Source organism: Sinomonas humi, from assembly GCF_000802235.1.
Classification (GTDB): domain Bacteria; phylum Actinomycetota; class Actinomycetes; order Actinomycetales; family Micrococcaceae; genus Sinomonas; species Sinomonas humi.
This window is the reverse complement of the sequence record NZ_JTDL01000145.1, coordinates 1-22,887: the sequence shown is the minus strand read 5'-3', so window position 1 is coordinate 22,887 and position 22,887 is coordinate 1. Positions and strand designations below refer to the sequence as shown.

Here is a 22,887-nt window from a genome sequence, read left to right as displayed (position 1 = left end):
GCCGCGCTCCCGCCCGATTGTGTTTTCCCAATCAGTCGGGAGCGCGGCGAGTCTCGCTCGACACCGAGCCTGGCGCCTCACAAACGGGCCGGAGCGCAGCGGATCGGGCGAGACACGGCTTCTGCACCTCTAGAAGCGGGACAGCGCACTCGCTAGCGTGGCTCGTGAACGTCGTCGAGCACACGGCACGGGAGGAGAGCGTTCATGGCACGGATTGCCGTCATCGGAGGGCACGGGAAGGTGGCGCTGAGGCTCGAACCACTGCTCGCCGGACGAGGGGACTTCGTGAGCGCGGTGATCCGCAGTCGCGAGCAGACCACGGATGTCACCGCGGCCGGTGCGCACCCGGTCGTCGCCGATGTCGAGCAGCTCGACACCGAGCGACTGGCTGAGCTGCTCCACGGCCACGACGCGATCGTGTGGTCCGCGGGCGCGGGCGGTGGAAGCCCTGCGCGCACCTACGCCGTGGACCGCGACGCAGCCATCCGCTCGATGGACGCTGCAGCGAACGCGGGTGTGCGTCGCTACGTCATGGTCTCCTACCTTGGGGCGCGGAAGGATCACGGGGTCTCCCCCGACCACGCCTTCTTCCCCTATGCCGAGGCCAAGGCTGCCGCCGACGAGTACCTCCGAGGCACTTCGCTCGAATGGACCATCGTCGCACCGAGCACCCTCACGCTCAGCCCGGGCACAGGCAGGATTGAGCTCGCTGATCACACGGGCCCCGGCAACGTGAGTCGAGACGATGTGGCGGCGGTCGTCGCAGCGGTCCTCGAGATGCCGAATACCGTCGGCAAATTCATCGGCTTCAACCAGGGCGAAACGCTCATCACCGACGCCCTCAAATCCCTCTGAATCACCGACGCTGCCCTCAAGGAGGAGGCCATGGCCAAGCTCATCTACTCCGCAATCACGTCGGTAGACGGCTACATCGCCGACCGCGACGCTGAATTCGGCTGGGCCGTCCCCGACGAAGAACTGCACGCCTTCGTCAACGACCTCCTCCGGCCGGTGGGCACCTATCTGTACGGGCGCCGCATGTTCGAGGTCATGAAGGTGTGGGAAGACCCGAAGTTCGCGGCCGAGGGTTCCCCCGCAGTAGCCGATTTCTCACAGCTATGGCGGGCGGCGGACAAGGTCGTCTTCTCTGGGACGCTGTCAGAGGTGGACACGGCCCGCACCCGGATCGAGAGGCGCTTCGACCCTGCTGCGGTCCGAGAGCTCAAGGAAACGGCCGAGACCGACTTAGTTCTCGGCGGCGCCACTCTGGCCGCTCCGGCGTTCGCCGCGGGTCTCATCGACGAGGTGCATCTGTTCCCTGCGCCCGTGTCCGTCGGCGGGGGAACGGCCGCAATGCCGGACTTTCGTGTGGACTTGGAGCTCCTCCACGCAGGCAGGTTTGCGAGCGGCTTCGCCCACCTTCACTATCGCCTCCGGCCATGAAACCCACCCTCGCCATGAAGGAGACCAAGCGTCCGTGACAACCGCCGTGACTAAGCCACTTCACGTCGTCGAGGACTTGCGGGCCGCGTTGCCCGGACGGGTGGAAACCGACGCGGAACATCTCCTGACCTACACCTCGGACCGGTCCGGTCACAGGTCCCCAGGGGTTCCGCTCGCTGTCGTCTATCCGCGCAGCGTCGACGACGTGCAGGCGGTGTGCCGGATAGCGTCGTCGTCCGGGACCCCGATCGTGACACGTGGCGCCGGGACCGGGTTGGCAGGCGGGGCGATCGCAGGACCGGGCGAAATCGCGCTCTCGATGCGGGATATGGACCAAGTCCTCGAGGTCTCCGAGGAGAACTGGCTTGCCGTCGTTCAGCCGGGAATCCTCAACGGGGAACTCAACCATGCGCTCGCGTCACGCGGACTTTGGTGGGCGCCGGACCCCGCGAGCAAGGACATCTCCACGGTCGGCGGAAACATCGCGATGAACGCCGGCGGGCTGCTGTGCGCGAAATACGGCGTGACGCGTGAGGCGGTCCTCGCGCTGAAGGTCGTGCTCGCTGACGGGCGCCTCATCTCCGTCGGCCACCGGACCGTCAAGGGAGTCACCGGATACGACCTGTGCGCACTCATGATCGGTTCCGAGGGCACCCTCGGCGTCATCGTCGAATGCACGCTCAAACTGCGCCCTCTCGTGCGGGGCGAGATCGTGACGATCGGGGCCTTCTTCGATTCGATCGAATCCGCCGCAGCGGCAGCGTCCGAGGTGACGAGGAATGGCCATGTCCCAGCAATCATGGAGCTCATGGACCGCCGTACACTCGAGTGCGTCAGCCGGTTCATCGGGGAAGACTTGGTGGGTCAGGGCGATGCGTACCTGCTGATCCAGTGCGACGGCGACGGCGCAATGACGACGGCGCAACTCATCAGCGACTCGATCCGTGCGGCCGGCGGCAGGGCCGAGGCAACAGCCGACCCCACCGAGTCGCAGCGCCTCGTCGACCTCCGACGCCAGGCCTTCCCCGCGATGGAGACGCTGGGTCATGTACTCGTCGAAGACATCGCCGTGCCGCGGGATCGCTTGAGCGAGGCGTTCGCCAAGATCCGAGAACTCGAGGAGCGATACGGGCTCGTCATACCGACCGCCTGCCACGCGGGAGACGGCAATCTCCACCCCACTTTCGTGTTCCAAGGCGAGACGGTTCCAGAGCAGGTCTGGGTAGCGGCGGGAGAGCTCTTCACCTATGCTCTCGAGCTCGGCGGCACGCTCACGGGCGAACATGGGATAGGAGTGCTCAAGCGGGCCTGGCTCGCAGATGAACTCGGCCCGACGCAGTATGAGCTTCAGCGGCAGATCAAGGCAGTCTTCGACCCTGCGAACATTCTCAATCCGGGCAAAGTGTTCGGCTGAGGGTTGCTTCTGGCCCGAAGGTGCTCATCATTGGCTCATGGGAACCGTGACGGACTATCTTGCGACCTTGTCCGGGCCGAACCGCGAGGCGCTCGAGCACGTCGTCGCGATCGCTCGGGAGGTCGTTCCTGAAGCGACCGAGGGGACCAGCTACGCGATGCCCGCGCTCATGGTCCACGGCAAGGCGTTTCTCAGCACTCTCGAGACCAAGAAGCACCTCGCGATCTACCCTTTCAGCGGGCAGGTGTTCCCCAGAATCGCTGACAAGCTCGAGGGCTTCGACTGGGCGACGGGAACCCTGCGGTTCTCGGCCGCTCACCCCGTCCCGGACGAAGTGCTCCGCGAGATCATCTCGCTCAGAGTGGCGGATATCGAAGCCAAACTGTCCCAGAAATGATCCTTCTCTGACACTTGGGTGCCGGTCCGCTGGACTACTCTCCCGTTAGCCGCTACGTCATCTTCCCGTGATCTAATTCTGGGGGTGCCCACCCCTAGCACACGGCGCAGAGAGCAGGAATGATGGCGGACGCGAGCGTGCCCGAAGGCCAGTACTGGTTCGTCGGCTCGTACTACTCGGACCGGGAACCCCAGGACCAGACCGATCGGTTCCTGGCCGAGGGCATCTGGGAGAACGGCTTCGAAGACCGCTACCTCGAGACCGTCAAGTCCATGAAGGCTGGCGATCAGATCGCCATCAAGTCCACCTATGTCCGGAAGGACGGGCTGCCGTTCGACCCCCGCGGCCATGCAGTACCGGTCCTGAGCATCAAGGCAATCGGCGTCGTGACGGCGAATCCAGGCGACGGCCGACGCGTTGAGGTGGACTGGACGCGCCTCAAGAAGCCGCGCGAGTGGTATTTCTACACCGGCCGCCACACCATCTGGAAGGTCACCCCAAGTCACTGGATGCGCGAGGCGCTGATCCGCTTCGCGTTCTGGAAGGAACCCCAGGACGTGGAGAGGTTCCGCAACGATCCGGCCTGGGCCAAGCGCTTCGCAGACGCGGATCCGAAGCCCGAGCAGCGCTTCGCCTGGACGGCGTTCTACGAGGAGGTGGCGACGGCGCTGCTCGCCTACCGCAGCCGCCGCCCCGAGCTCCTCGCTCATCTCAAGGACATGCAGGAGAAGCACGAGGAACTCGGCTTCCTCGTCGACCGCGACCGCCGCGACAATCCCATGCCGCTCCGCGACATCTGCCCCTTCACTGTCATGGGCACCTTCAACCGAGGCGCGACGCCTGAGAAGCGCACCGAGATCGCGGCGGGGTGGGCCCAACTCCTCGGGGTGCAGACACCCGCACCCACGAGCTTTGACGGCATCCCACTGCTCAACAATCAGAACTCGTGGTTCTTTCCCACTGCTGCAACCCGGCATAAGGACGACATCGACACCCTCTGGGACGTCTTCGAAGGCGCACTCGCGGCGGCAGACTCGAGCGAGGACCACGAGCGTCTCCGCTTCGCCGACGCCTACAGCCGGGCCCGGGACATCTACCGCGTGGGCACGAAGCTCACCATGGGGCTGTTCTGGATCCGGCCCTGGAATTTCGTTCCGCTCGACGGCCGCTCGCGCCAGTACCTCAAGACCGAGCTCATGCTCGATCAGGACTTCTTCGCGGCCGACGGCATCGCGTACGTGCAGCTCCTCGACACGCTCGCGTCCAAGTTCGAAGATCCGCAGTTCGCAGTTCATTCGTTCCCCGAGCTCTCGTGGACGGCCTACCTCGAGCGCGACGGCCGCGGCGCCCACGCTGAGACGGCCGAGGCGCCCGAGGTCGAGGACGACGACGATCCCACGCCCGTCTCCCCGCAGGCGAGTTACACGGTGCACGACATCGTGACCGACGGCTGCTTCATCCCGGAGCCGGCGCTCAACGGGTACCTCGCTCGCTGGCGGTCCAAGAAGAACCTCATCCTCCAAGGCCCCCCGGGCACCGGCAAGACATGGCTTGCGCGGCGGCTCGCATACGCGCTCATAGGCACCAAGGACAATAAGTCCGCCCTCCGGGCAACCCAGTTCCATCCCAACTCGAGCTACGAGGATTTCGTCCGTGGCTGGCGCCCCGGCTCGGACGGCAAGCTCACCCTTGTGGATGGCCCCTTCCTCGAGATGGTCGAGCGCGCCAACGCGAACCCCGACGTGCCTCATGTCATGCTCATCGAGGAGATCAACCGCGGGAACCCCGTGCAGGTCTTCGGCGAGCTCCTGACCCTCATCGAGGCAGGGAAGCGCTCGCCCCGCGAGTCGCTCCAGCTCGCGTACCCTCGGTCGGGTTCGGAATCGGTGCACGTGCCGAGCAATCTGTACATCATCGGAACGATGAACCTGGCCGACCGTTCACTCGCCATCATGGACCTGGCGTTCCGCCGGCGCTTCGCCTTCGTCTCCCTTGAGCCGAACGTCAACGAGGCGTGGCAGGAGTGGATGTCGAACCGGCACAATGTGGCTCCCGAGCACCTCGAGCTGGTCCGCACCCGCTTCCAAGCGCTCAACGAGCGCATCGCAGAGGACCCAGCGCTCGGCGGCGAGTTCCGCCTCGGCCACAGCTTCGTGACGCCACCGGCGGAGGAGCGGGTGGCTTCCTTCCCAGACTGGTTCCGCGGGGTCGTGGACACCGAGATCGTTCCCACCCTCGAGGAGTACTGGTTCGACGACCCGGCGAAGGCAGCGGCGGCGACCGAAGCGCTGACGGAAGGACTCGTGTGACGGGCTCGGGGTGGATGACGACGCCGGGAGGAACCGGCGTCGTCCCCGCCGGCGGAGCCGAGATACCCGTCCGGAACGTGTGGCTCCTGGTGCTCTACGCTTCTGAGTTCTACCAGTCGGGCCCCGAGGCATTCGACGGGATCGAGGAGTACCCGGAGAAGCTTCCCGAACTCCTGGCCGAACTGCTTGTGGCGAGCACCGAGGACCGCCTGAGGCGCCCTCTCACGCCGTCGTTCGCGCGGACGTCCCGCGACCTCAGCCGCGTCCGCGGCGGGATCGACACCCTGCGCACCGAATCGCACCAGCTGCTGTCCCGGGGACTCGTCGCGTGCAGATTCGACGAGCTCACAGCCGACACCCCCCGGAATCGGATGATTCGGACCGCGCTCGAATCGGTCGCGCCGCTGTGCTCCGACGAGGAGCTCTCGCGGCGTTGCCGAGCGCAATCCCAGCGGCTCTCCGGGCTCGGGGTCGGCCTGCTGAACCGCCGTGCGGGCGAGCGCGACGCGCAGGTGCGGATCACTCGGAACGACGCCCGGGACCGGTCCGTGCTGCTCGCCGCGAAGCTCGCCCTCGAGCTCGCTCTGCCCTCCGGCTACATGACGCCTGGCCACGGGCGCGGGGAGCTGTCCGAGCGGCAGTTTCGCCACTTGTTCGAGCGAGCAGTCGGCGGCTTCTACGCCGCGCACGGGACGGCCCGTGGCTGGACCGTGCAGCGGGGCAGGAAGGTCGACTGGAAGGCGAGCGAAGCAACCATGGGTCTGGGCGCGCTCCTGCCGCACATGGTGACCGATGTGTGGATCGAGGATGACCGCAGAGGACGTCGGCTCATCCTCGACACGAAGTTCGCACCCGCGCTGACCGCTGGCCGTTTCGCGAAGGTCACGCTGCGGAGCGGCCACCTCTACGAGCTCTACACCTACGTACGGGCTCAGGAGGCCTCGCTGGATCGGTTGGCGGCGTCCGCGGGCGGGTTGCTGCTCTACCCGGCAGTCGGCTGCTCGGTCGCGGAGTCGTTCGTGACAGCAGGGCACCGTCTGGGGGCGGCCACCGTCGACCTCTCGCTCTCCTCGGTCGAGGTCCGCGACCAGCTCATCGCCGCCGTCAAGCCCTACCTCGGCTAGCTCCCTCGCTCAGGCCACCTTGCACTGGCCGAGCAAGGCGGCCGCCTTGCCGTGTTCGGCATCGGTCATCCAGAGCCCGTAACGGGCCTTGACCTCGACGACCCGGACGGCATACTCGCAGCGGAACGTCCGCCGCGGCGGCAGCCACGTCGCTAGGTCGCCGTCGCCCTTCTCCTGATTCGCCGGGCCGTCCACGGCCAGAAGATTGGCTGGGTCGTTCGCGAAGGCGCGTCGTCGCTCCGCCGACCACTGCTGCGCACCCTTCTGCCACGCATCCGAAAGGGGCACAACATGGTCGATCTGAACGTCCGCGGACCGCTCCCCCCGCAAAAAGCTGATGTGCTTCGCCGTGTACGGATCGTCGAGCGTCCCGGACGAGACGATGCATCGGGCCGAACTCTTGGCGAAGACGACGTCCCTGAGGTCTCGAGCCAATACATCGTTGCGCGTGTCGCACCCATTGCGGTCGACATCGTCCCAGGCGTCCCCGAAGCGTTCCCGGGTATACCCCGTCTTGGGCGCACGCCCCTTGACGCCAATGTGGCCGAGCGCGGCCTTGGCAGCAGCAAGTCGCTCGCCGGGGACGCTCCCTATCTGTGAGGCCGCCCATGGCGCGGGTGAGGCGAGACCCGGCGGGTCGATGAGTCCCCCAAGCCACGCTGCGAGCACAGCCGAAGCTGCGACGACGATGAACGAGACGAATCGACGAAGCCGCCCGGCTCGACGGGCAGCTCGGACGGGCGGCGGCATGGACTCCCCCAAAAAAGTTAGCGGTGCTGTCCCTCGACTCTAGGCGAGAGGGACAGCACCGCTTCCTTGCGTCAGGGGCTATGTGGATAACCGCCCCCAATCACCTCAGGAGAATGCCACATCCTTGGTCGCATGGTTGTACTCGATAGTGACCGGACCGCCGCTGTGCTTGAGCTCGTGGTTCGCCCCGTTGGGGAAGCCGAACGCACCGTAGTTCTCGTCCCACGAGCGGTTGATGGCGATCTTGAATGAGTAGGTTCCTGCCGGAAGCTCCACCGTACGGCGCCAAATCGACGTCTCCTGGTCAAGACCCATCTGGACAGCATCGAGGCTGGGCTCCCAGTCAGCCTCGGCACCCAGCGCGGCACCGAAGTCACCTGCTATCGCAACCGAACCAGGCTGGTGGACGGGAGCCTGAGACCCGTTCGATTCGGCTGCGTTCGACTCGGCCGCAGCTTCCTCCTCCACAAGCGCCTCAGCGGCTTCCGCTACAACCTCCGCGGCCTCTCCCACCTTCTCGGCGACCTTCTGCGCCGTCGTCCGCTTGGCGCTCGCCTTCTTGCCGGCCTTCTTCTGGACCGGCGACTCCGCAGGCACGGCCACATGCTCGGGGATCGGCGTCCCCTGGGCGAGGGCCTCGGCAAGCGTGTCGACGGTGGGGAACGCCACAAGCGCGCGGAGCCCCTCATCCGTGATCGACCAGCCCGAGCGGCCCTTGACCATCCAGCCCGCCTTCACGAGCTTAGCCGTGGCCGTCGTAAGTGCCTTGTGGCCGCGCGGAATCCCGCCGGACAGCAGCGTTGCCTCGTTCTCATCGAACGGGACGAGCTCGACAGCCTGGGCGAGAACGGTGCCGGCGTTGGGGTTCTCCCCCGCCCAGCGGGCCTCGGCCAGCCCGTCGAGCACCGCCTTGAGTCGAGCATCCAGCTTCTCGGAGGCGTTCTTCGCCATCCCATCCCCTCTCATTGCGTGGATCACACACCTTGCCTCCCCATGCTTGCGGGTTACTCGTGGGTTCGAGACAAGGTGACCGACTGTGACGCACACGTGTGCCGCACAGGCCGGTCTGCCCAGAGTAGACGCTCCGGGTATTCAGCATCTTAATTGCAGACTACGGTTTGCCGCAGGTGGGTCGAACAAAAATGTCGGACCGGGATGATCTCATGGTGTCGAGGGAACGGAAGGGGTCTCATGTTCTTTCTCGACGACCAGAGCGAGCTCGTGTTCTCAGCCTCGGACATCGTGACGGCGGCGAAGTGCGAGTTCGCGCTGCTGCGCCAGCTCGACGAGAAGCTCGGCCTCGTCCCGCGGCTCGTGGTGAGCGACCCGATGCGGGAACGCGCAGCCGTTCTGGGGGACCGCCACGAGCAGTCGATTCTGGAGGAGTTCCGGCGCAAATACGGGCCTTGGTCGTCTGGCCGAGAGGGCGGTGTGGCCGAAATTGCAGAGGCCACAGCCATGGAGCGGACCATCCTCGAGGCAAAGCACGCCGAGTCGCTCGAGGCCCTCAGGTCCGGCGCCGACGTCGTCTATCAGGCCGGCTTCTTCGACGGGCACTTCCATGGGCGCTCGGACTTCCTCGTCCGTCAAGCAGACGGACGCTACCAGGTGTTCGACACGAAGCTCGCGCGTCATGCGAAAGTCGAGGCGCTTCTCCAGCTGGCCGCGTACGGCGAGCAGCTTGCGCAGGCGGGCTTCCCGCCGTCGGACGAGGTGGCACTCATCCTCGGCACGGGCGAACAGGCATCGTTCAGCCTCCCCGACCTGCTTCCCGCCTACCGCGAACGACGCCGGAGGGTCACCGATCTCACTGCGGCGCACCTTGCGCTGGGCGCCCCCGCGCAGTGGGACTCGCCTCATCTTGCAGCATGCGGACGCTGCGAGTACTGCACCGTCCAAGTGGCCGAGCACCGCGACGTGCTGCTCGTCGCTGGCATGAATCTCGCGCGGCGGAAGAAGTTGGGCAGCTGTGGGATTCGAACCATTGACGAACTCGCCGCCATCCCCGAACCATCGGACGACCCGACTCTCGCGCGGCTTCGGGACCAAGCACGCTTCCAGACAGGCCTCGAGGCGGGCGACGGCGGCGTTCTCGCCCCCGCCCACGGCGACGAGCCCGCGCACGAGGTGCGCTTCAAGGTACTCCCGCAGCACACGATCGGCGCCCTCCCGCCGTCGGACGCCGGAGATGTGTACTTCGACTTCGAAGGGGACCCACTCTGGCAGGACTCCACGACGGGCCTGTGGGGCATCGAGTACCTGTTCGGCGTCCTAGAGCCGGCAGCAGACGACGACGCACCGCGCTTCCGCCCTTTCCTCGCCCACACGTTGGCTGAGGAGAAGGCGGCGTTCCTCGCGTTCGTCGAGTACATCGAGGAGCGGCGGGCGCGGCGCCCGCGGATGCACGTCTACCACTATGCGTCCTACGAGAAGACCGCCTTGCGGCGCCTCTCCCAACGGCATGCAGCTGCCGAGGGCATCATCGACCAATGGCTTCGCGAAGGGCTGCTCGTCGACCTCTACGAAACCGTCCGCCACAGCATCCGGATCTCGGAGCGCTCGTACTCGATCAAGAAGCTCGAACCGCTCTACATGGGCAGCGACCTGCGCACGGCAGAGCTTCAGAGCGCGGCTGGATCAGTCCAGATGTACGCGGCGTTCTGCGCGGCGCGAGCGGACGGGGACGACGTCGAGGCCAAGCGGCTCATCGACCTCATCCTTGAGTACAACCAAGACGACTGCGTCTCGACCCTGCGTTTGGATCGTTGGCTGCGCGGCCTCGCCAGCCTCCGACCGGGCGCGCGGTCTCTCACGCGCGAGGACGTTGAGCCGCCCATCCTTCCGGACTTGGAACCTGCGGAGAGGCCGCTGCTCGAGTACCTCTCCGGACGTGGCAGTGACGGGACAGAGGCTGGGACCCAGGATGCTCAGGAGGGCGCCGACGACACAGCCATCGCGCTCCTCGCCGCGGCCGTGCGCTTCTACCCGAGGGAGCGAAAGTCCTATTGGTGGTCGCACTTCGATCGGCTCGAACGGCCTCTCGCCGAGCTTGAAGCCGTCCGCGACGCATTCGTGGTGCGCGAGGCGCAGGTTCTCGACGACTGGAAGCCGGACAAGCAGACGTGGGCCCGGACGGTTCGGCTCAAAGGGCAGATCGCCCCTGGTTCGGACTTCCGAACGAGCCGCAAGTGGTTCCGGGAGTTCTCGCAGCCGCTTCCCGCGCCCCTCCAGCCAACGGATGCTCAGGGCCTCGGTCGGAATGGCATTGCGGGAACCGTGTTGCTCAGCGTGGGCTCGGATGGTGTGGATGATGTGCTGGACATTTTCGAGAAGACCCGGAAGGGGATGGAGCCCTACGCGCAGTTCCCCGTTGCCCTGACCGAAGACCCTCCGCCGGATTCGAAATCCATCGAGGCGGCGCAGCGAGAGCTCGCCGTCCGGGCTGCCGAGACGCTCCCTGGAATGCTTGAGCAGCCTTCCGTCGACCTCCTGCGACGCATTTCGCCCCGGACGCGGAATGGGGCTGCCCTACCGCGCGCGGCGGAGGCCGCCGAACTGTCCTCCACTGTCGAGGCCGCGGTCCGACTGCTCGACCGCTCCTACCTCGCGGTCCAAGGACCTCCCGGGAGTGGGAAGACGTTCGTAGCGAGCCAAGTCATCGAGCGGCTCGTCGCGTCGGGCTGGAAGGTCGGCGTGGTCGGGAACTCTCACGCTGTGGTCGAGAATGTGCTGTGCAGGGCCGTCGAGGCCGGCGTTCCAGCTGACCGCGTCGCAAAGAAGCTCAAGGACGGCGCCGACCCGGGAACACAAGTCCCATGGAATCACGTCGGAGACAAGGCCGTCGCGGCCCTCCTCGGCCTTCCGGGCGGATGCCTGGTCGGCGGGACCGCGTGGACCATGACCGGCTCATCGGTTCCGGCCGGTTCGCTGGACCTTCTCGTCGTCGACGAAGCAGGCCAGTTCTCCCTCGCGAACACGATCGCTGTGAGCCGGGCCGCCTCGCGGTTGCTTCTCCTCGGGGATCCGCAGCAGCTTCCCCAAGTGAGCCAAGGCCAGCACCCAGAAGCGGTCGACACCTCCGCCCTCGGCTGGCTTGCCGCGGGCGAAGCCGTGCTCCCAGAACGCTTCGGCTACTTCCTCCCGCAGTCGTGGCGCATGTCGCCCGCACTGTGCGAGAAGGTCTCGCGACTCTCCTACGCCGGCCGTCTGGAATCAGCGCCAGCAGCCTGGGAGCGTTCCCTTGAAGGCGTTCCGCCAGGCCTCGAAGCTGTGTTCGTGGACCACGAGGGGAACGCAACGGCATCCGCCGAGGAAGCCGCCGAAGTCGTGAGGCAGGTGCGCAAGCACCTCGGCCTCGCTTGGCATGACGGGCACGCAACGCGCGAACTCGGTCCGGAGGACGTTATCGTCGTCGCCCCATACAACGCGCAGGTCAACCTCATCCGTTCGGAGCTCGACGCCGCCGGGCTCCGCGCGACCCCCGTCGGAACCGTCGACCGGTTCCAGGGCCAGGAAGCGATCGTCGCGATCGTCTCGATGGCGTGTTCGGACCCGTCGGAAGCTCCACGCGGCATGGAGTTCCTCCTCAACCGGAACCGAATCAACGTTGCGGTCTCCCGCGCGATGTGGCGGGCCGTCGTCGTCCGTTCACCTCGCCTGACCTCCTACCTCCCCACAAAGCCCGCAACGCTCGAGGATCTGGGAGCCTTCATCGGCCTTTGCGAGGGCTGAGCGCAATCAAGACGCCAGCGGCGGCCGGTCCCGAAGGACCGGCCGCCGCTGAGGACCCCTGGGACTACAAGTCCTTACTGGGCCGTGGCGTTGCAGGATGCCATTGCGCCCGCGCCGCTACCGGTGTTCTTCGCGACGCTCTTGCCGTCGATGATGATCTCGCACGAGACGGAAGCCGAGGCATTCTGAAAATCAGAAGACGTGACGCTCACAAGCGCCGAGGTGAATCCGGTCGAAGTGACGTCCTTCGTCCACGCCGAGCTAACGGTTGCCTGGCTCGTGCCATTCGGTGTCCAGTAGTTCACCGATGCGGCTCCGTTCGTCGTGATCTTGTACTCGATAGCATGCTGCGCGCTGGCCTGAGCGGAGTAGCTCGCGATGGACTTCGAGGCCTCATTGGCCGCGGAGCCGATGGCCGCGGCTACGATCACATCGACGATAATCGCGATGATCACAGCAATTGCTGCAAGGACGAGGCCGATGATCGCCATCGCCTTGCCGCCGAGCTTGCGGATGAGCGCGATGAGCCCGCACACAAAGGCTGCGACCGCGAGAATGAAGGTCACTACGTTGACGACGGGCATGAAGCTGAACAGGATGGCAATCGCTCCGAGAACAAGCGAGACGATCGCAAGGGCTGCACTCGGACGAGGCTGAGGCGTGCCGTAGAAGGGCTGCTGCTGAGTCGGCGAGCCGGGCGTGGTGGACATTTTTCCCCCTTGAGGATTCCGGACGCCATGTCCCCGGCCCCATACCGACGATCTCCGGCGTCGGCATCATCGTGCCACGGGGCACCGACAATTTTACGTGTACAACACGATGTGACGCCCACGCGAGTCGTCGCACCACCCCATCACCCGTTGGCGATGGTGAACGCCTCGGCTCCGCAAGCCGACGAGGCCGCTTGGTTGTTGGCGTCCCCCGAGTAGCTGGAGGCCCAGCGCCAGGTCCCCGCGGTGGCGGCGTGGAACGTCGTGTTCGTGGTGCTGTATGTGCCGTTGCCGCTACTGACCGGCACCGTCTGGGTCAGGGCAGGGGCGAGAGAGCATGTGGAGTCGCTCGGGGGGTAAAGGTTGAACGTGATCGTTCCCGTGGGGCTGGACCCGCCTGACAGCACGAAGCTGTCGTTCGGGATCATGTCCTGCGCCGTCGATACGGTCGGCTGCACCTTGCCGACCACGATGTTCGAGCTCGCTGAGCTCGAGCCCGCGCCATTCGTGGCGGTCAGCTTCGCCGTGTACGTCCCGGGGGCGGAATACGTGTGGCTGGGGTTCTGCGAAGCGGACGTGCCACCGTCGCCGAAGTCCCAAGCCCACGACGTCGGCGAGCCCGTGGATGTATCCGTGAAGGCCACGTTCAGCGGAGCAGCACCCGAGGTGGGAGACGCCGTGAAGGAAGCAACGGGCGCGGGAGCGGCGTTGACCGTGATTGGCGAGCTGGTCGAGTTCGACCCGGCGGCGTTCGTGGCAGTCAGCTTGGCCGTGTAGGTCCCGGCGCTGGCGTAGGTGTGGGTCGGGTTCTGCGAAGTGGACGTGCCGCCGTCACCGAAGTCCCAAGCCCACGACGTCGGCGAGCCGGTAGATGTGTCGGTGAAGGCCACGTTGAGAGGGGCCGCCCCAGAGGCAGGAGACGCCGTGAAGGAGGCAACGGGCGCGGGTGCCGGGACAACAGCCTTGACGATGAGGTCGTCGAGGTAGGTGTCCTCCATCTGCTGATAGTGCTCGGCACCGCTCATCACGCTGGTGACGGAGGAGGCAACAGTGACGACCTGCGAGCTGGAATAGACCGCGGAACCGTCGAACCACACCTGAACGGTGGTCGCGCCCCCGTTCGGAATCACATGCACGACGACGTGGTGCCAGGCGTTCAGCGAAATGGCGGAGCTGATCAGCCGCGTGTAAGTGAACGTCCCGTCGGGGGCGAGAACTCGCAGCCACAGCTGCCCATTGCTGTTGTACCGGTAGACGTCGACGAAGCGCGTGCTGCCTGAGAAGAAGCGGAAGTACGGGACGTCATTGCCGGAGACACCCGCCTGGGCGATGTCGAACCAACCGTCGGCGTAGACCTGCTGACTGCCCGTGGGCAACGGGGTTGAAATGTCCGCGAGCGAGGTCGAATCGGTGGTCGCATGGATGTAGACCGAGCAGGCACCGTCGTGGGCCTGAGCCGAAGACACCGACACCGTTCCGGTGCCCTGGGTCTGGACGACGTACCCTGACAGGCTCCCGGACTCGAAGTTGTCGGCCTTCACGACGGTGCCGGGATAGCTGTCGCTCGGTGCGCTCGTCCCGGGCTGGCACGTCACGGCAGACGCAGGCACGGCCAGCAACGACGGGCTCACGATGAGGGGCAGGACAAGCGCAGCAGCGGCCCCCAACGCACGTATTGTTCGATTCAGGGATTGCGTGAGGGAGGTGACGACGTTGGTCGGCATGGTGCGCCTCTTTGGGGGTGCGGGCCCGGTTAACGGATGGCGCCGGGCGGATAGACCCCTCCCACAGCCGGCGCGTTCGCCGCCCGTCGGCCTCCAGCATCCGGCCGGGTAGCGCTGCACTGCAGACCGGTTCAGCATAGACCGGAGTGCAGTCCTGTCAAGGGCCGTACGTCCCGCCAGTTCTCAGCGCTCGAACAGGCCCTTCCCCACATACGGTGCGAGGCGGCCCCGTTGCTCGTCGGTGAGGCGCAGAAGGCGCCCGGAAGACTCCTCGACGAAGGCGACCGCCGTCGTCGCCCGCACGCATTCATGGCCGTCGACCGGATCGTGGATCACGTAGTCGAGCGTGAGGGCGGCGGCTTTGAGCCCGCTCACCCAGACATCGACTTCGGCAGCCACATTCCGGTAGTCGAGCGGCTTGAGGTACCGCACCCGGTGTTCGACGACGAGTGCGAGCGTGCCCTCCGGGACGTCTGAGAACAGGGGAACGATCGGGTCGACGCCCGAGGCGCCCGTGCCGCCGGGAGGACCGAAGGCCGCAATACGCGCTTCTTCGAGCATGCGGACGATCTGCACGTTGTTGATGTGGCCGTAGGCGTCCATGTCGCCCCAGCGCATGGGGACGCGCACTCGCAGGCGAGTTCCGGCGCCGCCCGTTGCGGGCTCGCCCGGGAGCGAGCCACCGATCGGTTCTGCTGTCGTCATGCCGTCCGGTCTATCACAGGCCGGGCCCCCGCGATTCCGGACGGCGCGGCCGGGCCAGGAGCGCGGTTTCAGGGGTCCGGCCTCAGAGCTTGCGCAGGTCCAGCGGGGCTTGGCCGTGCCAGGAGGCGCGCATCCAGTTGAGCACGGTGTGGATCACGGCCTCGGCGGACTGTGTGGAGTCTGCGAGCGCGCGGAGGGCGAATCCCGGCACGGCGAGGCGCGAGACGCCGACGAGCGGTTCACGAGAAGAGTGCGCGGCCGCCCGACCGCCAGGCGACTCGAACCGTTCGGCGAGCAGCGCGCGAACGGCGGCGACAGCTCCGTCGTCGGCCCTCGGGTCGACGACGAGCAGGGAGGCCACGTGTGACCGGCCGCCGAGCATGAGCGGCCCCGTCCCACCGTCGCTGGGCTGGATGAGGAGGTTGTCGGCGACCGCGAACCGGCCCCCGACGCGGACGCGGGTCACGAGCGAGACTTCCTCGAAGCGGAACGGCTTGCGGTCCGGGGACCAGCCCTGAGTGACGATTTCGGCCAGCGCGAGCGAAGCGTCTGGCGCCATCTCCACGTGCGTGTCCTGGTGGTACCGCGCCTCGCGATAGGCAATGAGGGGGTCTGGGACGGACTCGAGCCGGGCGCCGGGCCCGAGATGAAGGTGCTGCACAGCGCGGACTGGCCCCTGAGGGGTCCGGTAGACCTTCGTCGCGGACTGCGTCGTGAGCAGTACGGACGCCCCTTCCTCGACCTCGACCCGCGTCGCGTACGAGTCGCCGCCGAGGTAGCCGCCGCCCGGATTGACGAAAGTGAACGAGGGCTGGCCCGAAGAATCGGGATAGTGGGCTCGGAGCACCCGCAGGGATCCGGAGGTGAACTGGCCGACGGCGGTGCTCCGGCTCCCGCGGCGGGCGACGCGAAGGCGCAGCTCGCCAGTGTGGGGCACGGCGGGATGCACCGAAAGCGTCACGCGAGGTCCGTCATGAGCACGTCGCGCCGGATCCATTCGATCACGTAGTCAAGGCCCTCGTCCGTCTTCAGATTGGTGAAGCAGAACGGCTTGTCCCCGCGGAAGGACTTCGAGTCGCGTTCCATGGTCTCGAGGTCGGCGCCGACGAAGGGGGCGAGATCGGTCTTGTTGATGACGAGCAGGTCCGACTTGATCATTCCCTGCCCAGCCTTCCGCGGGATCTTCTCGCCTTGGGCCACGTCGATGACGTAGATCGAGAAGTCCACGAGCTCTGGGCTGAACGTCGCCGAAAGGTTGTCACCGCCGGACTCGACAAAGATGAGCTCGAGATCCGGGTGCCGCTCCTTGAGCTCCTCGATGGCTGCGGTGTTCATCGACGTGTCCTCGCGGATGGCGGTGTGCGGGCAGCCTCCAGTCTCGACGCCGAGGATGCGGTCCTCTGGGAGCACGCCGTTCCGGGCCAGGATTTTGGCGTCTTCGATCGTGTAGATGTCGTTCGTGATGGCCGCCATCGAGAGGTCGCCGATGAGCGCCCGCGTCACGCGCTCCACGAGTTGGGTCTTGCCGGCGCCAACGGGCCCGCCGATGCCGATGATCACTGGATCACTCACGTCAATCTCCTTAGCTCATGAACAGCCGCGCGCGTTGATGCTCGTGCTGCATCTGGTGGATTTCGAGGGCGGGGGCAGCGGCGCCGAAGTGCCGCGGGTCTGCGGCGCGGGAACGGACGACGGCGGCGGGCACCTTCGTGCGGAGCGTCGCGAGGACCCGCTGGCCGGCAAGCTGGCCGAGCGGGATCGCCCGGACGGCGTTGTACGCCAGGGAGGTGAGAGTCGAATAGAGGTACGCCTCGACGAGCGTCTCCTCGTCGAGGCCCTGGCCCCCGCCGGCGAGCGCGAATGCGATGGTGTAATGACCGCGGCACCCGCCCTCCGCAACGGCGGTGCTGTACTCCTCGACAATCCGGGATGGGAAGGCGTCCCGCGCGATCTCCAGCAGGCGGCGCCCCATCTTGAGGCTCGCCGCCCGGATCTGGACGGGGATGAGGAGCGCGGTGAGTTCGGCGTCGAGGGCCTCGATCTGGGCGATGTCCTCGGCGTGGGATGCAACGTGCGCGCGGCGGATCGCAACCGCGTCCGTGTGGGTGAGCTGCGTCGCGAGGAAGCCCTCGAGCCACGCGAGGAGAGTTGCCTCGTCCCGGACTTCGCCGGACTCGAGATAGGCCTCGAGCCCGAAGGAATGGCTGAACGCGCCGGTGGGCAGGGCCGAGTCGGTGAGCTGGAGAAGCGTGCTGGTCCGGGACATGTCAGTGCGTGTGCTCGGCGTGGCGGAACGGCACCGCCATGACCCGTTCCTCGCGCGAATACGGGACGCCGTGGCGGTCCAGGAAGTCCTGCACTGTGTGGTCGTACTGGCAGACCATGACCTCGGACTCGCCGTATCCGCTGCCCGCGCCGAAGAACTGGGCCTGAAGGTGCCGGTTCCCGAGCGAATGCGCGGTGAAGAGGGCCTCGCCGATGGTCCTCGGCGCGATCACGAGTACGTCACTCGGCTCGACGGCCACCACGATGACGTTGCCGGGCTCGACCGCGAGGATGTCCCCGTCCCGCAGGTCGGGCGAGCCGGCCGGGAGCCGGATGCCGATCTCGGTTCCGTGGTCCGTGCGGGCGCGCAGGATGCGCTTTGCCAGGTCCGCGCTCGGGAGTACGACACGTTCGCGATGGCGACCTTCGTACGCGACGGCGGCCTCGTCGTCGTACATGTTGCCGAGGATCTCGGTGACGATCATGGCTTCCCTACCTAGAAGAGAAAATAGCGCTGGGCGAGCGGCAAGGTCTCGACCGGCTCGCACGTGGCGAGTTCGCCGTCGACCCTCACCTCGTAGGTTTCCGGATCGACCTCGATCTCGGGCGTCTCGCCATTGAACGGGAGGTCGGCTTTCCGCAGGGAGCGGATGCCCCCGACCGCGCGGATGTTCTTCTTGAGCGCGAGCCGCTCTGGCACGCCGAGATCGACCGCCGCGCGCGAGAGGAACGTGATCGAGGAGCTCTGGACGCTTCCACCGTAGGCGGCGAACGCCATGCGGAGGGTCTGCGGCTGCGGTGTCGGAATCGACCCGTTGGGATCGCCCATGACTGAATTCGCGATCGTGCCGCCCTTGATGACGAGGTCAGGTTTGACGCCGAAGAAGGCGGGGTCCCACAGGACGAGATCGGCGAACTTGCCGACCTCGACCGAGCCGACGAAGTCGCTGATCCCCTGCGCGATGGCGGGGTTGATCGTGTACTTCGCGATGTAGCGCTTGATGCGGAAGTTGTCGGCGGGCCCTGCCTCACCCTCGGACGGGGCGAGTGGCCCCCGCTGGGCCTTCATCTTGTCCGCGAGCTGCCACGTGCGGGTGATGACCTCCCCCACTCTGCCCATCGCCTGCGAGTCACTCGACATGATCGAGAAGACACCGAGATCGTGGAGCACGTCCTCAGCCGCGATCGTCTCGGGTCGGATCCGGGAATCCGCGAACGCGACGTCCTCCGGGATCTGGGGGCTCAGGTGGTGGCACACCATGAGCATGTCGAGGTGCTCCTCGGCTGTGTTCCTCGTGTACGGGATGGTGGGGTTGGTCGAGGCCGGGAGCACGTTGGGGCGCCCTGCGATCGCGATGATGTCCGGAGCGTGGCCGCCGCCCGCGCCCTCGGTGTGGAACGTGTGGATGACGCGGTCGCCGATCGCGGCGATTGTGTCCTCGACGAACCCGCACTCGTTGAGGGTGTCGGTGTGGATGGCGATCTGCACGTCGTACTCGTCGGCAACACGCAGGGACGTATCGATTGACGAGTGCGTCGCACCCCAGTCCTCGTGGATCTTGAGCCCGATCGCGCCCGCCTCGATCTGCTCGGCAAGCGGTTCGGTCCGGCTCGCGTGCCCCTTGCCGAGGAAGCCGAAGTTCATCGGCAGGCCCTCGACGGCTTCGAGCATCCGGGCGATGTGCCACGCGCCGGGCGTGACCGTCGTCGCCTTCGTTCCCTCCGCGGGGCCGGTTCCGCCACCGATCATGGTCGTGATCCCGGAGGCGAGCGCCGTCGGGACCTGATCCGGGGAGATGAAATGGATGTGGGTGTCGATCCCGCCCGCCGTGAGGATCTTCCGCTCCCCCGCGATGATCTCCGTCGACGCGCCGACCGTGATGTCCACGCCGTCCTGCAGGAGCGGGTTCCCGGCCTTCCCGATGGCTTGGATGTGGCCGTCGCGCAGCGCGACGGCGGCCTTGTAGATGCCCGTGTAGTCGACAATCAGGGCGTTCGTGATGACGGTGTCCGGCACTCCTTCCAAACCGCCCGCCGCACCTCTCGTCAGCCGGCCGTTCTGCCCCATGCCGTCACGCAGCACCTTGCCGCCGCCGAAGACGACCTCGTCCCCGTACACCGTGAAGTCGTCCTCGACCTCGGCGAACAGGCCCGTGTCGCCGAGGCGCACGCGGTCCCCGACCGTGGGGCCGTAGAGCTGGGCGTACTGCGAGCGCGGGATAGTGCGGTTGGGGATTGCCTCGGTAGGCCGGGCCTCCGGCGGGACGGACGACGGCGCCAGCCCGCCGTCGTCGTACGCCTCACCGCCCGCTCGGGCGGCGTCGAGCGGGCCGTCGGTCAGATCTCGCAGCCCGTACACCTCGCGCGCGCCCCCGAGCGGGACGAGGCGGACCATCTTGCGGTCGCCGGGCTCGAAGCGCACGGCGGTGCCGGCCGGAATGTCGAGGCGGAGGCCGTGGGCAGCGTCCCGGTCGAAGTCGAGGGCTCGGTTCGTCTCCGCGAAGTGGTAGTGGGAGCCGACCTGGACAGGGCGGTCGCCCGTGTTGGTGACTTCGAGTTCGGTGACGGGACGGCCCTCGTTGAGGACGATCTCGCCGGCCGCCGGAAAGGTCTGGCCAGGAATGAAGGGCTCGTCCTGCTCGCTCATGGGGTCCTCCTAGCGGATCGGCTCGTGGACGGTGACGAGCTTCGTGCCGTCGGGGAAAGTGGCCTCGATCTGGACATCGTGGATCATCTCCGGCACACCCTCCATGACATCCTCCCTCTTGAGGATCGTGGTGCCCCAGCTCATGAGCTCGGCGACGCTCCGGCCGTCGCGGGCGCCCTCAACGAGCTCGTAGCTGATGATCGCGACAGCTTCCGGATAGTTGAGCTTGAGGCCCCGGGCCTGCCGCCTCCGAGCGAGATCCGCCGCGACGACGATCATGAGCTTCTCCTGCTCGCGCGGACTGAGCCTCATGGGTTCTCCATCGATCGCTCGTCTCCGATTCCGCTCTATCATCAGGTGGTCCAGGGCATCGAGGGGATGATCCGAACGGGAGCCCTTGAGCCCGGTTCCAAGCTCGAGAACGAAATAGAACTTGCTTCCCAGCTCAACCTCTCCCGCCCGACGATGCGCAAGGCGATGGACGAGCTCGTGCGGGCAGGCCTCTTGGTGCGGAAGCGCGGCGTCGGGACGCAGGTGGTGTCGAGCCAAGTGCGCCGCCACCTCGAGCTCTCGAGCCTCTTCGACGACTTGTCCCAAAGTGGCCAAAAGCCCACCACACGAGTTCTCGCGTTCCGCCACGGCCCGGCGGAGGACGAGATCGCCGACACGCTCCAGCTCCCAGCGGGCACGGGCGTCTACCACTTCACCCGCCTCCGGTCGGTTGGGGACAAGCCGCTCGCGCTCATGGAGAACTGGGTGAGGGACGACGTCGCCGAGCTCACCGAGGAAGGCCTGCGCCAGCGCGGCATGTACCAGATTCTGCGCGAAGCCGGCGTGAACTTCCGGCTCGCGAATCAGCGGATCGGCGCTACGGTCGCGGATGAATACCAAGCCGAGTTGCTGCAGACCTTGCCGGGCTCGGCGCTCGTGACGATGGAGCGCACCGCCGTCGACGACACGGGGCGGAACGTCGAGACCGGCCGTCACGTCTACCGCGCCGACTCCTACAGCTTTGAAATGACGCTAGTTCAGCGCTAGACACGCCAGCGCCAATTGTCGCTGGCACCCCAGAGAGAGGAACACACCCTATGGCAGAGTGGGTCTACCCCCTCGGCTCCGCGTCGGACGGCGAGTGGCAGGTTTCGCTTGGCGCCCACGACTCCGCAACCCGCGTCAGCGGCTGGGAGCACACGGGCATCAAGGTCGCCGAACTGGCCCCGGGAGCGAGCATCAGACTCGAGGCCGCCCCGGAGGAGCGCATCATCGTCCCGCTGGCTGGCGCCTTCCAGGTGACCGTCGAGGGCGAGATCTTCGATCTTGGTGGCCGCGACTCGGTCTTCTCAGGGCCGAGCGATGTCCTCTACTCCGGGATCGGCAAGGCCGTCGGGATCACCAGCCTGCAGGGCGGCCGCGTCGCTATCGCCCTTGCCCCGGCCAAGGCGGAGTATCCGACCCGGCTCATTCGTGCCGAGGATACGCCGGTCGAGCTCCGCGGCGCGGGGAACTGCTCTCGGCAAGTGCACAACTTCGGAACGCCGGCTGCCCTCGAGGCCGATCGGTTCATTGTCTGCGAGGTCATCACGCCCGCAGGCAACTGGTCCTCGTATCCCCCTCACAAGCACGATGAGGAGAAGGAGGGCGAGACCTCGCTCGAGGAGATCTACTATTTCGAGACGCGCCTCGCACCCGACTCCCCGGTCGGCGCTCTGGAAGGCGCGGGCGAGGACCCGGTCGGCTACGCGCGCGTCTACGCTTCTGACGAGCGGCCCATTGATGTGAACGCCGAGGTCCGAACGGGCGACGTCGTCCTGGTCCCCTACGGCTGGCACGGTCCCGCCATGGCCGCCCCCGGCTACGACCTCTACTACCTCAACGTCATGGCCGGGCCCGGTCGGGTGCGTGATTGGCTCATCAGCGATGATCCGCACCACGGCTGGATCCGCAGCACCTGGGGGGTCCAGGAAACCGACCCCCGCCTCCCCTTCACCGCCTGAGCGCTCCACTCCCACCACCGTCTCGGGTACAGATATTCACGCCTATCAGCGTCTCGGGTACAGAAGGTCGCGTCCCCGGCATTAAGCACGACGGCGGGCGCCTGCCACCTGCTCGGTGGCCACCCGCCGTCGTCCTTCCGGGAATTTCGCGTACCCGAAAAGGATCCAGGAGAGATTATCTGTACCCGAAACGAAAAGCGGCCCCTCCCACCAGGGTTTCTGGTACAGATATTCACGCCTATGTGCGTCTCGGGTACAGAAAGTCGCGTCCCCGGCATTAAGCACGACGACGGGTGTCTGCCACCTGCTCGGCGGCCACCCGCCGTCGTCCTTCCGGGAATTTCGCGTACCCGAAATGGATCCAGAGGAGATTATCTGTACCCGAAACGAAAAGCACCCCCTCCCACTAGCGTTTCGGGTACAGATATTCACGCCTATCTGCGTCTCGGGTACAGAAAGTCGCCTCTCCCCTCTTTGCCAAGCTGGTTGTGAGTCAGTTCCGATCGGCGAAGGAGGAGGTCTGTGTCCATGATTCTGGGCAGGACGGTGGAGGAGGTCCGTGAGCTGGTCCATGAGTACGAGCTGGTTCGGCACGGGGACAAGGGCGCCTGGCTGGCGGGGCGGGGCCTGAAGGCGGACTGGATACGGCGGTGGCGGAATGCGGTGTACGAGGG

General features: G+C 66.6%; 20 protein-coding genes. 9 read left to right on the top strand and 11 right to left on the bottom strand.

Annotated features, from left to right (window positions below):
• Positions 1–204: 204 nt before the first annotated feature.
• The 6 genes from LK10_RS17690 to LK10_RS17665 all read left to right on the top strand — a co-directional run bounded on the left by LK10_RS17690 (position 205) and on the right by LK10_RS17665 (position 6,687).
• Entirely contained in the window at positions 205–855 is a 651-nt protein-coding gene (locus LK10_RS17690; RefSeq protein WP_043126607.1) for an SDR family oxidoreductase, read from the top strand.
• 30 nt (positions 856–885) lie between these two features.
• Positions 886–1,443 carry a dihydrofolate reductase family protein gene (locus LK10_RS17685; RefSeq protein ID WP_043126603.1) on the top strand — a complete coding sequence of 186 codons (558 nt, stop codon included), beginning with the start codon at positions 886–888 and terminating at the stop codon, positions 1,441–1,443.
• Positions 1,444–1,477: 34 nt separating this feature from the next.
• Positions 1,478–2,857, top strand: a complete 1,380-nt coding sequence (locus tag LK10_RS17680) for an FAD-binding oxidoreductase (protein WP_043126600.1) — start codon at positions 1,478–1,480, stop codon at positions 2,855–2,857.
• Between the two features lie 37 nt (positions 2,858–2,894).
• Positions 2,895–3,254, top strand: coding sequence for an iron chaperone (locus tag LK10_RS17675; RefSeq protein ID WP_043126598.1), 360 nt, complete (start codon positions 2,895–2,897; stop codon positions 3,252–3,254).
• A gap of 119 nt (positions 3,255–3,373) precedes the next feature.
• Entirely contained in the window at positions 3,374–5,563 is a 2,190-nt protein-coding gene (locus tag LK10_RS17670; RefSeq protein ID WP_052207532.1) for an McrB family protein, read from the top strand.
• Positions 5,560–6,687, top strand: coding sequence for a 5-methylcytosine restriction system specificity protein McrC (locus LK10_RS17665; protein WP_052207531.1), 1,128 nt, complete (start codon positions 5,560–5,562; stop codon positions 6,685–6,687). The genes LK10_RS17670 and LK10_RS17665 overlap by 4 nt, the downstream gene beginning before the upstream one ends.
• Before the next feature lie 9 nt (positions 6,688–6,696).
• On the opposite strand, the gene LK10_RS17660 is transcribed toward LK10_RS17665, so the two are convergent.
• Both LK10_RS17660 and LK10_RS17655 read right to left on the bottom strand, forming a co-directional pair.
• Positions 6,697–7,437 carry an HNH endonuclease family protein gene (locus tag LK10_RS17660; protein WP_043126597.1) on the bottom strand — a complete coding sequence of 247 codons (741 nt, stop codon included), beginning with the start codon at positions 7,435–7,437 and terminating at the stop codon, positions 6,697–6,699.
• Between the two features lie 105 nt (positions 7,438–7,542).
• Positions 7,543–8,388 (bottom strand): pullulanase X25 domain-containing protein, encoded by an 846-nt coding sequence (locus LK10_RS17655; RefSeq protein ID WP_043126595.1) that lies wholly within the window; start codon positions 8,386–8,388, stop codon positions 7,543–7,545.
• A 240-nt stretch (positions 8,389–8,628) separates the two neighbouring features.
• On the opposite strand from LK10_RS17655, the gene LK10_RS17650 reads away from it, so the two are divergent.
• Complete coding sequence (locus tag LK10_RS17650) at positions 8,629–12,168, top strand: TM0106 family RecB-like putative nuclease (protein WP_043126593.1); 3,540 nt, start codon at positions 8,629–8,631, stop codon at positions 12,166–12,168.
• A 74-nt stretch (positions 12,169–12,242) separates the two neighbouring features.
• Here LK10_RS17650 and LK10_RS17645 read toward each other — a convergent pair whose 3' ends face one another.
• The 9 genes from LK10_RS17645 to LK10_RS17600 all read right to left on the bottom strand — a co-directional run bounded on the left by LK10_RS17645 (position 12,243) and on the right by LK10_RS17600 (position 20,531).
• Positions 12,243–12,878, bottom strand: a complete 636-nt coding sequence (locus tag LK10_RS17645; RefSeq protein WP_043126590.1) for an MmpS family transport accessory protein — start codon at positions 12,876–12,878, stop codon at positions 12,243–12,245.
• Between the two features lie 143 nt (positions 12,879–13,021).
• Entirely contained in the window at positions 13,022–14,602 is a 1,581-nt protein-coding gene (locus LK10_RS22415) for a PKD domain-containing protein (protein WP_197061983.1), read from the bottom strand.
• Between the two features lie 183 nt (positions 14,603–14,785).
• Complete coding sequence (locus tag LK10_RS17630; RefSeq protein ID WP_408021468.1) at positions 14,786–15,307, bottom strand: acyl-CoA thioesterase; 522 nt, start codon at positions 15,305–15,307, stop codon at positions 14,786–14,788.
• An 82-nt stretch (positions 15,308–15,389) separates the two neighbouring features.
• Positions 15,390–16,268 (bottom strand): urease accessory protein UreD, encoded by an 879-nt coding sequence (locus tag LK10_RS17625; RefSeq protein WP_231567826.1) that lies wholly within the window; start codon positions 16,266–16,268, stop codon positions 15,390–15,392.
• Positions 16,265–16,879, bottom strand: a complete 615-nt coding sequence (ureG, locus tag LK10_RS17620) for an urease accessory protein UreG (protein ID WP_043126587.1) — start codon at positions 16,877–16,879, stop codon at positions 16,265–16,267. The genes LK10_RS17625 and ureG overlap by 4 nt, the downstream gene beginning before the upstream one ends.
• A gap of 10 nt (positions 16,880–16,889) precedes the next feature.
• Positions 16,890–17,573: an urease accessory protein UreF gene (locus LK10_RS17615; protein WP_043126585.1), complete on the bottom strand. Its 684-nt coding sequence runs from the start codon at positions 17,571–17,573 to the stop codon at positions 16,890–16,892.
• A 1-nt stretch (position 17,574) separates the two neighbouring features.
• The gene (gene ureE / locus LK10_RS17610) at positions 17,575–18,057 is read right to left on the bottom strand and encodes an urease accessory protein UreE (protein WP_043126582.1); all 483 of its coding nucleotides are present in this window, start codon (positions 18,055–18,057) and stop codon (positions 17,575–17,577) included.
• Positions 18,058–18,068: 11 nt separating this feature from the next.
• The gene (ureC, locus tag LK10_RS17605) at positions 18,069–20,219 is read right to left on the bottom strand and encodes an urease subunit alpha (protein WP_081998652.1); all 2,151 of its coding nucleotides are present in this window, start codon (positions 20,217–20,219) and stop codon (positions 18,069–18,071) included.
• 9 nt (positions 20,220–20,228) lie between these two features.
• A complete protein-coding gene (locus tag LK10_RS17600) occupies positions 20,229–20,531 on the bottom strand; it encodes an urease subunit gamma (protein ID WP_043126791.1) in 303 nt (100 codons plus the stop codon).
• A gap of 45 nt (positions 20,532–20,576) precedes the next feature.
• Between LK10_RS17600 and LK10_RS17595 the strand changes: the two genes are divergently transcribed.
• On the top strand, positions 20,577–21,257 hold the full coding sequence (locus LK10_RS17595; protein WP_269429530.1) for a GntR family transcriptional regulator: 681 nt from the start codon (positions 20,577–20,579) through the stop codon (positions 21,255–21,257).
• Between the two features lie 50 nt (positions 21,258–21,307).
• On the top strand, positions 21,308–22,213 hold the full coding sequence (gene iolB / locus LK10_RS17590) for a 5-deoxy-glucuronate isomerase (RefSeq protein WP_043126580.1): 906 nt from the start codon (positions 21,308–21,310) through the stop codon (positions 22,211–22,213).
• Positions 22,214–22,887 lie beyond the last annotated feature (674 nt).